This is a genomic window from Actinoallomurus soli (genome assembly GCF_024055715.1).
Lineage (GTDB): Bacteria > Actinomycetota > Actinomycetes > Streptosporangiales > Streptosporangiaceae > Actinoallomurus > Actinoallomurus soli.
In genome coordinates this window covers 25,721-38,163 of sequence record NZ_JAMXMV010000020.1, presented here as the reverse complement: position 1 = coordinate 38,163, position 12,443 = coordinate 25,721, and the positions used below count along the sequence as shown (strand labels likewise).

General features: G+C 73.4%; 9 protein-coding genes and 1 pseudogene. 4 read left to right on the top strand and 6 right to left on the bottom strand.

All coding sequences use genetic code 11. From position 1 onward, the window contains the following. Positions 1-116: 116 nt before the first annotated feature. The 3 genes from NDW01_RS34290 to NDW01_RS34280 form a co-directional block, all read right to left on the bottom strand. Entirely contained in the window at positions 117-1,721 is a 1,605-nt protein-coding gene (locus NDW01_RS34290) for a sensor histidine kinase (protein WP_252828498.1), read from the bottom strand. 144 nt (positions 1,722-1,865) lie between these two features. Next, positions 1,866-2,924, bottom strand: coding sequence for an acetate/propionate family kinase (locus tag NDW01_RS34285; protein ID WP_252828497.1), 1,059 nt, complete (start codon positions 2,922-2,924; stop codon positions 1,866-1,868). Further along, entirely contained in the window at positions 2,921-5,281 is a 2,361-nt protein-coding gene (locus tag NDW01_RS34280) for a phosphoketolase family protein (protein WP_252828496.1), read from the bottom strand. The genes NDW01_RS34285 and NDW01_RS34280 overlap by 4 nt, the downstream gene beginning before the upstream one ends. A 287-nt stretch (positions 5,282-5,568) precedes the next feature. Here NDW01_RS34280 and NDW01_RS34275 point away from each other — a divergent pair, with 287 nt between their 5' ends. Both NDW01_RS34275 and NDW01_RS34270 read left to right on the top strand, forming a co-directional pair. Next, positions 5,569-5,997, top strand: coding sequence for a pyridoxamine 5'-phosphate oxidase family protein (locus tag NDW01_RS34275; protein ID WP_252828495.1), 429 nt, complete (start codon positions 5,569-5,571; stop codon positions 5,995-5,997). Next, positions 5,994-6,500 carry a CBS domain-containing protein gene (locus tag NDW01_RS34270; protein ID WP_252828494.1) on the top strand — a complete coding sequence of 169 codons (507 nt, stop codon included), beginning with the start codon at positions 5,994-5,996 and terminating at the stop codon, positions 6,498-6,500. Before NDW01_RS34275 ends, NDW01_RS34270 begins: the two co-directional genes overlap by 4 nt. Before the next feature lie 43 nt (positions 6,501-6,543). Here the strand turns inward: NDW01_RS34270 and NDW01_RS34265 are convergent, their stop codons facing one another. The 3 genes from NDW01_RS34265 to NDW01_RS34255 form a co-directional block, all read right to left on the bottom strand. Further along, entirely contained in the window at positions 6,544-7,374 is an 831-nt protein-coding gene (locus NDW01_RS34265; protein ID WP_252828493.1) for a DUF1206 domain-containing protein, read from the bottom strand. Positions 7,375-7,476: 102 nt separating this feature from the next. After that, positions 7,477-8,463 (bottom strand): alpha/beta hydrolase, encoded by a 987-nt coding sequence (locus NDW01_RS34260; protein ID WP_252828492.1) that lies wholly within the window; start codon positions 8,461-8,463, stop codon positions 7,477-7,479. Between the two features lie 269 nt (positions 8,464-8,732). Continuing rightward, positions 8,733-10,283, bottom strand: coding sequence for a class I adenylate-forming enzyme family protein (locus NDW01_RS34255; RefSeq protein WP_252828491.1), 1,551 nt, complete (start codon positions 10,281-10,283; stop codon positions 8,733-8,735). 242 nt (positions 10,284-10,525) lie between these two features. On the opposite strand from NDW01_RS34255, the gene NDW01_RS34250 reads away from it, so the two are divergent. Beyond that, entirely contained in the window at positions 10,526-11,791 is a 1,266-nt protein-coding gene (locus NDW01_RS34250; protein ID WP_252828490.1) for a lactate racemase domain-containing protein, read from the top strand. 22 nt (positions 11,792-11,813) lie between these two features. Next, positions 11,814-12,398: pseudogene (locus tag NDW01_RS44535) on the top strand (nucleotidyltransferase family protein); the annotation flags it as partial. Positions 12,399-12,443 lie beyond the last annotated feature (45 nt).

Here is a 12,443-nt window from a genome sequence, read left to right as displayed (position 1 = left end):
CCAGGATCATCGCCCGTGAGAACCGGCCGGAAGGGACCAAGGTCCCCGTGCCGATCGGCCAGTGTCACCGGTGACGTCGGCCGCCGCCGGCGGCCGTCACGCGGGCGCACCGGGCGTCAGGGCTCCTTCGCGGGGGACGCGTGCGCGGGGACGCGCCATTCCAGGACGCTGCCGCCGCGCTCCCCCGGCCCGACGTGGAACGAGCCGCCGAGCCGTTCGGCCCGTTCGGCGAGATTGCGCAGGCCGCTCCGGCGGCCGCCCGGCGAGATCCCGATCCCGTCGTCGGCGACCCGTACGACCACGTCGTCGGCGGCGCTCACGGTGACGCTCACCCGGTGCGCCTTGGCGTGCCGCGCGGCGTTCGAGAGCGCCTCCGCCAGCACCGACGTCACCTGGGCGGCCACTCCGTCGTCCACCGTCAGGTCCAGGGGGCCGTCCAGCCGGACCTCGGGAGCGAACCCGAGCATCTCCTCCGCCCGGTCGGTCACGCGCCGGATCCGCGAGCGCAGCGCGCGCTCGTCGGGCGCGACCTGCAGGGCGAAGATCGTCGAGCGGATCTGCCGGATCGTGTCGTCCAGGTCGTCGACCGCGCGCCGGACGCGCGCGGCCACGTCGTGCCGCTCGGCGGCCCTGGCCGCGCCCATCAGCGTCATGGCCGTCGCGAACAGGCGCTGGATGACGGTGTCGTGCAGGTCCTTGGCGATCCGGCCCCGCTCCTCCAGCAGCACGAGCCGCTCGGCGTCACGCCGCCGGTCCGCGAGTTCGAGCGCCACCGCCGCCTGGGCGGCGAACGCCTCCAGCAACCGGCGGGCGGACCGGCCGAGCGTGGGCCCGCCCGGCGGGTCGCACACCGTCAGGACGCCGCGCGCGGCCGGGCCCGAGCCCAGGGGAACGATCAGCACCGGTCCGATCACGTCCGGGAGGCGAATCCCGGCCGCGCGCAGGAACTCGTCCGCGTCGGCCAGGACGACGGACCGGCCGCTTCGGTAGACCCGGCCGGCGACGGTGTCGTCGACGCGCAGCCGCATTCCGCGGAGCGCGTCGGCGTGCCGGCCGGCGGTGGCCTCGGCGACGAGTTCGCCGCCGGTGGCCAGCAGCACGCCGGCGGTGGCGGCGGAACAGACCTGCCGGGCGCGTTCGGCGACCAGCACGAGCACCTCATCCGGCTCGGTGCCGGACAGCAATGACGCCGAGACGTCGGCCGACGCCTGGAGCCAGCGCTCCCGCCCGCGGGCCTCCTCGTACAGCCTGGCGTTCTCGATGGCCACGCCGGCCGCGACGGCGAGCGCGGTGACGATGTTCTCGTCGTTCTCGTCGAACTCCCCGCCGTCCTTCCTGCCGGCGAGCTCGAGCGTGCCGAACACCGCGTCCCGGACCCGTACCGGCACGCTGAGCGATCGGCCCGGCGGCGGATCGGCGCCGGGGTCGCCATGCCCTCCGGCGGTCACGAGCCGCCCGAGCCGGTCGTCCTCCCCGATCACTCGCAGGGAGCATCGGCGGGCGCCGGCGAGCGTGGCCGCCGCCTCGACGATCCGCCGCAGCACGACGTCGAGGTCCAGATCGCTCTCGATGGTCACGACCGCTTCCACCAGCGCGTGCACGCGGTCACGGGTGGTGAGCACGGCGGCCAGCCGCGTCTGCAGCTCGGCGAGCAGCTCGTCGAGCCTCAGCTGCGGCAGAAGGCCGGAACCGTCCTGGCCCGACCGGATGTCCGAAGGCATGGCAGCGAGAACCTCCCCCGTCAGGCCGCTGCCCGGGCCCGCTGTTCACAGTATGGAACACCAGGTCACCGGGCCGCACCCGGGCCACCCTGGACGCCCCGGGCCGCCGTGGCCTGTTCCAGGCCATCGAAGGCGCACCCGGGGCTACCGGGGCGCCGCGCTCAGGACCGCGCGCGTTCCCGCCGCGACCTCAAGATCCTCCCGGGCCGCCACGACCAGGGAGCGGACCGCCGCCCCCGGGGCTCCGATGTCCGCGTCGCCGCGGGCGGCGACGTTGCGGCCGGCGTCGACGCGCACGCCCAGGAACGCGAGTCCGTCCGCCGCGCGCCGCCTGATCTCCGGTGCGTGTTCGCCGACGCCGCCGGTGAAGACCAGGACGTCGAGACCGCCCATGGCCGCGGCCATCTGCGCGATCAGGCCGCGCAGCCGGTGCAGGTAGACCTCCAGCGCGAGCGTCGCGTCGGCGTCCTCGCGGGCGAGGATCTGCCGCATGTCCGGGGTCCCGGACAGCGCCAGCAGCCCGGACTCGTGCTCCAGCACCTCGGCGAGCTCGTCGATGGCGACGCCCTCGTGCTGCTGGAGCCACAGCAGCAGGCCCGGGTCGACGCTGCCGGACCGGGTCGCCATCACGAGCCCTTCGAGCGGGGTGAATCCCATGGTCGTGTCGACCGAGCGGCCGCCGGCCACCGCGCACAGCGAGGCCCCGGCGCCCAGGTGACAGACGACGATCCGCAGAGTGGCCGGGTCGGCGCCCAGCAGTTCCCCGGTCCGCCGGGCCGCGTACGCGTGGGACAGGCCGTGGAACCCGAAGCGGCGCAGGCCGTACTTCTCCCGCCACGACGCGGGCAGAGCGTACGTGGCGGCGGCGGGCGGCAGGCCCGCGTGGAAGGCGGTGTCGAAGCAGGCGACCTCCGGAGTCTCCGGGAGCACCGCCCGTACGGCGTCGATGCCGTGCAGCGACTTCGGCTGGTGCAGCGGGGCCAGGTCGACCAGTGCCCGCAGCCGCCGCTCGACCTCGTCGTCGATCAGCACCGGCTCGATGAACTCCCGGCCCCCGTGGACGATCCGGTGACCGATCGCGTCGGGGGCGGGCAGGTCCGGGAGCTCCTCCAGGCTTCCGGGCGTGGCCAGCACGGTGTCGTCGGCGTCCAGCAGGCTCAGCTTGAGGCTGCTGGACCCGGCGTTGACCACGAGCACCCTCATGACAGCCTGCCGTGCGGCCATGCCCAGTTCGCCACGTCGGGCAGGTCCTCGCCGTGCTCCCGCGTGTACGCCCGGGCCCGGAGGCGCTGGTCGACCATCTGCTGGCGCACGTACGCGGCCCGCCCGCCCAGCTGCGGGAGCCGGTCGATGACGTCCATCACGAGGTGGAAGCGGTCCAGGTCGTTCATCATCACCATGTCGAACGGCGTGGTCGTGGTGCCCTCCTCCTTGTACCCCCGGACGTGCAGGTGATCGTGGCCGTGCCGCCGGTAGGTGAGCCGGTGGATGAGGTACGGGTAGCCGTGGAAGGCGAAGATCACCGGTTTGTCGGTGGTGAACAGCGAGTCGTACTCGGCGTCGGACATCCCGTGCGGGTGCTCGGTGTCGGGCTCCAGCCGCATCAGGTCGACGACGTTGACCACCCGGACCCGCAGCTCGGGGAAGTGCTGGCGGAGCAGGTCTGCGGCGGCGAGCGTCTCCAGGGTGGGGATGTCGCCGGCGCAGGCGAGGACGACGTCCGGGTCGCCGCCGGCGTCCGTGCCGGCCCAGTCCCAGATGCCGGCGCCGCGTGCGCAGTGCGCCACCGCCTCCTCCATCGACAGCCAGTTCAGGGCCGGCTGCTTGCCGGCGACGACCACGTTGACGTAGTCGCGGGAGCGCAGACAGTGGTCGGCCACCGACAGCAGGGTGTTGGCGTCCGGCGGCAGGTAGACCCGGACGATCTCCGACTTCTTGTTCACGACGACGTCGAGGAAGCCGGGGTCCTGGTGGGTGAAGCCGTTGTGGTCCTGCCGCCACACGTGCGAGCTGAGCAGGTAGTTCAGCGACGCGATCGGCCGCCGCCACGGCAGGCGACGGGTGACGTACAGCCACTTGGCGTGCTGGTTGAACATCGAGTCGACGATGTGGACGAACGCCTCGTAGCTGTTGAACAGCCCGTGGCGCCCGGTGAGCAGGTAGCCCTCCAGCCAGCCCTGGCACAGGTGCTCGCTCAGCACCTCCATGACGCGGCCGTGCGGGGCCAGGTGCTCGTCGGTGGGCAGGCGCTCGGCCTCCCAGACCCGGTCCGTCTCGTCGAACACGGCCGACAGGCGGTTCGACGCCGTCTCGTCCGGCCCGGTGATCCGGAAGTTGTCGGCGTTGTCGGCGATCACGTCGCGCAGGAAGCCGCCCAGCACGCGGGTCGCCTCGCTGTAGCCCGTCCCCGGCTTGTCGACCGGCACGGCGTACTCACGGAAGTCACGCAGGTTAAGGTCGCGCAGGAGCAGGCCGCCGTTGGCGTGCGGGTTCGCGCTCATGCGCCGTTCTCCCTCGGGCGGCAGCGCCAGCAGCTCCGGGACCGGCCGGCCGTCCTCGTCGAACAGCTCATCCGGTCGGTAGGAGCGCAGCCACGCCTCCAGCGCGGCCAGGTGCTCCGGGTCCTCCCGCACGCGGCCGAGCGGCACCTGGTGGGCCCGCCACGTGCCCTCGACCGGAACCCCGTCGACCTCGCGCGGGCCCGTCCAGCCCTTCGGCGTCCGCAGTACGATCATCGGCCAGCGGGGACGCTCCGTGGAGCCGCCGCCGCGCGCCGCCGCCTGGATCCGGGCGATGTCGTCCAGGGCGTCGTCCAGGGCGTCCGCGAGCCTGCGGTGCACGTCCGCGGGATCGTCGCCGCTCACGATGATCGGCCGGTGGCCGTACCCCTCCAGCAGCGCCACCAGCTCGGTCTCCGGGATGCGGGCGAGCACGGTCGGGTTGGCGATCTTGTAGCCGTTCAGGTGGAGGATCGGCAGCACCGCGCCGTCGGTCGCCGGGTCGACGAACTTGGTGGAGTGCCAGCTCGCCGCCAGGGGCCCGGTCTCCGCCTCCCCGTCGCCGACGATGCAGGCGACGACCAGGTCCGGGTTGTCGAACGCCGCGCCGTACGCGTGGGCGAGGGAGTATCCCAGCTCGCCGCCCTCGTGGATCGAGCCGGGCGTCTCCGGCGCGACGTGGCTCGGCACGCCGCCGGGGAAGGAGAACTGCTGGAACAGCCGGGCCATGCCCGTCTCGTCCCGCGAGACCCGCGGATAGACCTCGCTGTAGGTGCCCTCGAGCCAGGCGTTCGCGACCGCCGCCGGGCCGCCGTGCCCGGGGCCCATCACGTAGATCATGTCCAGGTCACGGGTCGTGATGACGCGGTTGAGGTGGACGTAGCACAGGTTCAGCCCGGGCGAGGTCCCCCAGTGCCCCAGCAGCCGGGGCTTGACGTGGTCCCGGGTCAGCGGCTCCCGCAGCAGCGGGTTGGCGCGCAGGTAGATCTGTCCGACCGACAGGTAGTTCGCGGCCCGCCAGTATGCGTCGATCCGGCGCAGTTCGTCATCCGCCAAGGTCATGGCGCGATCTCCTCGATCGATGGACGTCGGTCGGGTCGCGAACGCCTGCCCGCGCGCCGTTCGGTCGATCGCGCGGCCCGGTCTCACGGCCCTGGGATCTCATCGGATCACGGGCGGTGTACGGGCCTGCAGGGACGAAGGTCCCCACGCCGCCGGACGCACGCCGCCCGCCGGGACGCCCACCGCGGACCAAGGTCCCGGATCGGACGGCGCCGGCGGAGAAGGACCGTCGGACGCGGGACGTTCGCCCCTGCCCGGGCCGCCCGCGACGGCAGCAGCATCGAGATATGCGCTTCGACGCCAACGGGCTGGAAATCCTCGACCGGGAGGAGTGCCTCACCCTCATGGCATCCGTACCGGTCGGCCGGATCGTCTTCACCGACCGGGCACTGCCGGCGATCCAGCCGGTGAACTTCGTGCTGCAGGGCGAGGACGTGATCATCGCGACCGCGTCCGGTTCCAAGCTGGCGGCGGCCACGTCCGGCGCGATCGTCGCGTTCGAGGTCGACGCCTTCGACGCCGGGGACGAGGCCGGCTGGTCCGTCACGGTCCTCGGGCAGGCTCGGGCGGTGTACGACTCCGGCGAGCTCAGCGGGTTGTCCCGGTTGCCGCTCAACCCGTGGATCCCCGGGCGGCGTGACCACTTCATCCGCATCCGGAGCGACGTCGTCAGCGGGCGGCGGATCCATCCGACGATGGTGGAGGCGAGACCATGACCGGGACGCTGGAAGAACGGCCGGTGGGCGAGGCCATGTCGGCCGACGTGCTCGCCGTCACCGAGACCGAGTCCGCCCTCATGGCCTGGGAGCTCATGCGGCAGGGCGGCTACCACCACGTGCCCGTGCTGAGCGACGACGGTGGCCTCATCGGCGTCCTGGACGCCGAGACGCTGGCCGCCGTCTGGGACAGCGGCGGTCCCGACCGGATGCGCAAGCCCGTCGGAACCCTCGTCGGCCACCACCCGCCGGCGCACGTACGCCCCCAGGACTCCGTCGCCACGGCCGCGCGGGCGATGCTCGCCGCCGGGACCGACGTCGTCCCGGTCCTCGACGAGGACGGCCGGCTGTCGGGCCTGTTCACGGCGTGGGATCTGATCGCCCTGGCCGCCGGCGCCCACCCGCGCACCAGCGCCGGGCACGTCACCGCCCCGGCGCTCTACCGCATCGAGCCGGTGCTCCCGGAGCGGCACCCGGAGGGCAGCGTGATACCGCCGAGCTGACCGGCGGAGACGGCGCTCCCGGGACGGCCCGCGTCGCCTCGCCCTACACCCGGCGCCAGCGGGCCTCGCAGAAGGAGTAGAGGCCGAAGATGACCAGGCCGACCGCGACCAGGACCAGCAGCCACGGTCCGACGGAGGTCGACGCGAACTCCCGCAGCGTCCCGTCGATGCCCTTGGCCTTTCCCGGGTCGTAGGTGATCGCGGCGTAGCCGAGGAAGACCCCGGCCGCAGCGAACACCAGGGCCCGTGTGGAGCGGCCCACCATCCCGAGCGCCTCGACGACCTTACGGGTCCTGGCGCTCATCTGCTCGGTCTTGAGTTGCTTTTCGAAGTTCCGCCGCAGGGCGCCCACCGCGATTCCGATGCCGCCGGCGACGAAACCGATCCCGACGAGCAGGACGAGCCACCGGCCCGCGGGGAAGTCGTGCATCGCCTTCGCGGTCAGGTCCTTGGACTTCTTGTCACTGGACCCCGGCCCGCCGGCGCCGACGTTGAACGCCACCGTGCTCGCGCACACCGCCGTGTAGAACACCCCGCGTGCCAGGGAGGACAGGCGTTTGGTGGCCTTGTGCCCCTCCGGCCCCGACTGGCCCAGGAGGGCCTCGCTGTAACGCCACAGGGCGAGACCCGCGAAGCCGAGCGCCAGCAGCCAGAGGATCACGGTGCCGCCCGTGGTGCCGGCGACCGTCTGCAGGGCCCCCTGCCGGTCCGCCTCCTGACCGCCCTTGCCGAAGGCGATCCTGACCGCGAGGTATCCGACCAGGAGGTAGATCACGCCGCGCGCGGCGAGTCCGCTCCGGGCGAGAAGCTGAAACGGCGTGCTGTTGGACGCACGGCGGCCGGCCGCCCGTACGTGGGCGCTCTGCGCGGTCATGGGCACCTCCTGGATCGGCCGCGGAGATGCCCCGTCCGCACGAAATCAAACCTGGTGACCGGCCGCGCACGCCGCGCACCGCCGCCCCGTCGCGCCCGGCGGTCAGGCCGCCTGGTCGGTGGCGTCGGGGCCGATGGCCGTGCCGATGAAGTCGGCCGCCTCCCGTACGGCCGCCCGCGCTTCGGGGAACAGCCGGTTGAACAGCTGGAACACGTGGATCTGCCCGGGCCAGATCTGCAGGCGGCAGCTGTTCCCCGAGGCGGCCAGCGCCTCGGCGAGCCGCTCGGCCTCCCCGCGCAGGACCTCCTGCCCGGCCACCTGGATCAGGAACGGCGGCAGATGGAGGCCGGCGCAGTCGAGCAGGGTCAGGCGCGGGTCGGACCAGTCGTTGTGATCGCCGACGTAGAGCCGGCCGAAGTGACGCGCCAGCGCCGGGCTGATGAACGGGTCGCGGTACTCCCGGTCGCTGAGGACCGACAGTTCGCAGCTGAGGTCGACCCAGGGCGAGAACAGCACGACGCCTCCCGGCGCCGGCAGTCCGGAACGGCAGGCCTCGCCGACGGTGGCGGCGGCGAGATGGCCTCCGGAGGAGTCACCCGCGATCACGATCCGGGACGGCGGCAGCTCGGTGAGGAGCCACCGGTAGGCCGCCAGGGCGTCCTCGAGCGCCGCGGGGAACGGGTGTTCGGGGGCCAGGCGGTAACGCGGCGCCAGGACCGGCAGTCCGGTGTCGGCCGCGAGCCGGCTCGTGAGCGTCCGGTGCGTGCGCGGCGAGCAGAACGCGTACCCGCCGCCGTGCAGGTAGAGGATCGCGCCCTTGTGAGGCTCGGGGGGCCGTACCCACTCCCCGGTGACCGGAGCGCCCGCCGCGCGGGTCAGGGGCTCGACCCGTACGCCGGGCACCGGCCGTAGGAGGCGGGTGCCGTGCTCGATCGCCATACGGAGCACCGTGAGGGAGACGAAGCGTCCGTTCAGGCGATCGACCATGGGCCGCCATCCGAGGCTCAGGGCGCGTGCCAGCGCCCTGGCCTGCCGGCTGGGAGCGACCATGTCGGCGAATGCGGCGGGAAGGTCGTCGTAGGAGGTCACACGACACCACCGGCGGGTACCGAACGGCCCGGCTCCGACGCCCGGCCGCAGAGGGGGATTTTGGTCATTACTGCGCCTCGGTGTACTTGTCTGGAGGAACCACACCCGATCGTCCCTCCGCCCTCAGCGCCCGCGATACGGGGGAATCCCCCCTTGGGATACCTGCTTCTCCCCCCACGTAAGAACCGGGTATGCCCGATGCGGAAGGGTGCGATGACGGTGCGTGGCCGGATCCGCCATCCGTTCGGTGCCGGATCGGTGACGTTCCGTCAGCGCTCGCCGTGGTCCGAGAGCCGGGCGAGCAGTGCCCGCTTGTCGAACTTCCCGCTGGCGGCGACCGGCGCCTCGGGGATCACCGTGATCGTCTTGGGCACGCTCCCGGCGCCGAGCCGTTCCCGCACCATGCGCGCCAGCGCGCTGGGCTCCGGAGCACGGCCGCCGGCGGGCACGACGAACGCGTGGATCGCCTCGCCGGTCCGCTCGTCCGGCGTACCGACGACGTACGCCTGGTCCACCTCCGGGTGTTCCGCGAGCACCGACTCGATCGGGCCGGCGTAGCAGACCTCGGCGTTGACGATGATCACATCCCGGCTGCGCCCGACCAGGTGGAGCAGCCCCCGGTCGTCGAACCGGCCGAGGTCCCGGGTGCGCAGCAGGCCGTCCCGCAGCGTCTCGGCGGTCTGTGCCGGATCCCCCCAGTACCCGCTCATCATGTACGGGCTGCGCAGCCAGATCTCGCCGGTCTCCCCCGCCCGGACCGGGCGGCCGTCCTCGGCCCGTACGCTGATGTCGACGAACGGCAGCGGCCGGCCCACCGAGGCCAGGACGTCCGCCGGCCCCTCGGCGATCATCTCCGGCGTCAGCACGGAGATCAGGCCGGCCTCACTCTGCCCGTACCCCTGGTACACCACCGGGCCGAGGCGCTCGGTGGCCTCCGCGAGCCGGCGCGGGTTCACCGGTGACCCCGACACCATGACCGCCCGCAGGCTCCCCAGGTCGGCCGGCTCCTCGCGCAGGACGTCGAGCAGCTGGTAGAGCCGGGGCACGGTCATGATCGTACCGGTGATCCGGTAGCGCTCGAGGGCGTACGGGAACAGGGGGCGGGTGTCGGCCGGGTCCGGGATCACGCCGACGCCCCCGCCCATCAGGGACAGCGTGGTCCAGTCCATGACCACCGGGCTGGCGAGCGTGCCGAACACCAGGCAGCGCTCGAAGCCGTGCGCCATCCGGGCGACCTCGGACGGCCAGGTGGAGGGCCGGTGCGCCCAGTGGTCGGTGAGGGCCCGGTAGGTCTGCGCACAGCCCTTGGGCAGCCCGGTGCTGCCGCTCGTGTACGTCAGCCGGGCGACGTCGTCGGGACGCCCCCGCGCGGTCAGCGGCTCATCGGCCGCGCCGGTGAGCAGGTCCTTCCCCTCCGGGCACTCCCCCAGCGAGAGCAGCGGCCTGTCCCCGGTCGCCGCGACGAGCTGCGGCGTCAGGGACGGCCCGTCGACCACCACCGCCTCGACGTCGGCGTTCAGCATCGCGGCGAGCTGCGCGGCCGTGTGCCCCGGGCGTACGCCCACGACCCGGCAGCCCAGCGCGTAGGCGGCGACGCGCGCGGCGAACGCCTCCGGCGAGACCGACGCCACCATCGCCAGGCCGCGGCCCGGCCCGAGGCCGGCGGCCCGCAGGCCTCCCGCCACCCGCCGGATCGTCTCCAGCAGCGCACCCCGTGAGACCACCCGCTCCCCGTGCTCGAACGCCGGCGCCTCGGGCGCGCTCGCCAGCGCGTCCAGCAGAGCCTGCGGGAAGATCGCGTCGTCTGGCCTGTCCTGCATCGTCGCCTCGCTGCGGTCGACTCGTCCGACGCGCAGGAGACTAGGCCGGTCCTCCTCAGAGCTTTCTCAGACGGCGGCCGGGACGGGACACGCGCGGACACCTCCGGCTCCTGTCGGCAGGTCTCCCCGGCGGGGTCTCCCGGGCCGCGTTTCGGGCCGCGCGACCCCGTTCCCCGGCGCGGGATCCGGTGATGAGATGGTCTTCCGGGAGGCGCCGCCGATCGAGGGAAGGAAGGCCGATCGTGGTACAGGGGACGGGCAGTCCGGAGCGTACGCTCACCGAGGACGAGATCCGCGGGACCGTTCAGGACCTGCTGACCGGCCGGGACGTCGACGGCCGGCACGTGGTCGTGGTGATCCCGGACGGGACCCGGTCTGCGCCGATGCCCCTGATGCTCCGCCTGCTCCACGACGCGCTCGCCGGCCGGGCGGCCCGCATCGACGTCCTGGTCGCGCTCGGCACCCACCAGCCCATGGACGACGCCGCGCTCGACGCGCTCGTCGGCGCCGCCGGGATCGGCCGGGACCGCCTGCTCCCGGAGATGACCGTCCTCAACCACGCCTGGTCCGATCCGGCGACATACGCGACCCTCGGCACGATCACCGCCGGGGAGGTCCGCGAGCTGAGCGGCGGACGGCTCGACCGCCCGGTCGACGTACGGATCAACCGCCTCGTCGCCGAGGCGGACCTCGCGATCGTGTGCGGGCCGGTGTTCCCGCACGAGGTCGTCGGCTTCTCCGGAGGCAACAAGTACTTCTTCCCGGGCGTCGGCGGCCCCGAGGTGATCGACCTCTCGCACTGGCTCGGCGCGCTGATCACCAGTTACGACATCATCGGCGCGCGCGGCGTCACCCCCGTGCGGGCGATCATCGACCGCGCCGCCGCGATGATCCCGACGTCGAAGCTGTGCCTGGCCATGGTCGTACGGCCGGGCGGGACCGAGCTGGCCGGCCTCTACGCCGGGCCCCCCGAGGAGGCCTGGGCCGCCGCCGCCGAGCTGTCGGCCCACGTGCACGTCCGCCACGTCGACCGGCCCTACAAGACGGTGCTGTCGATCATGCCGCGCCGGTACGCGGACATGTGGACGGCCGCCAAGGGGATGTACAAGGTCGAGCCGGTGATCGCCGACGGCGGCGAGGTGATCGTCTACGCCCCGCACATCGACCGTTTCAGCGTGACCCACGGCGCGGTCCTCGCCGAGATCGGCTACCACACGCGCGACTACTTCCTCGCCCAGTGGGACCGGTTCCGCGACCGGCCGCTGGGCGTCCTGGCGCACAGCACGCACCTGCGCGGGCAGGGCACGTACGAGGCGGGCGTGGAGCGGCCGCGGATCGACGTCACCCTCGCCACGGGCATCCCCGAGGACGTCTGCGCCGCCCACGGCCTGGGATACCGGGACCCCGCCTCCATCGACGTCGACCGGTGGATCGAGGACCCGGATCCGGACGTCCTGGTCGTCCCCGACGCCGGCGAGATCCTGTACCGTCTCCGGCCGGCGGGCTGAGCCGGCCCGCGCCGGCGTCGCGATGAACCTCCTGGTCGGTCCCGCCCCGGCGACCGCGGGCACCGTACGCGACGCGGAGACCGTGCGCTCGATGCTGCGCGAGAGCGACCTCCTGGCCGAGGTGCCGGCCCGCTGCGCCGGCCTCGGTCTGCCGGGCTGGTACCTCGCGGCCGGATGCGTCGCCCAGACGGTCTGGAACCACCGGACCGGCCGTGCCCTCGATCAGGGGAGCCGCGACCACGACCTGATCTACTTCGACGACGCCGACCTCGGCCGGGCGGCCGAGGACGAGGCGATCCGGGCGGCGCGGGCCGCGGTCCGCGACCTGCCCGCCGAGCTGGAGGTCCGCAACCAGGCCCGGGTGCACCTCTGGTACGAGGCGAGATTCGGCTTCCCCTGTCCGCGGTACCTCTCGGCCGAGATGGCCATCGGGGCCTTCCCGTCGACCGCCTCCAGCGTGGGAGCGCGGCTGGAACCCGACGGCGCGTGGCGGCTGTACGCGCCGTTCGGCCTCACCGACCTTCTCGGCCTCGTCCTCCGGCCGAACCTCGTCCTGGCGCCCGCCGACGTCTTCGCCCGGAAGGCCCGGCGGTGGCGAGAGCACTGGCCGGAGCTCCGCCTGTGCGCCCCCGAGCCGGAGGACGGTGACGGA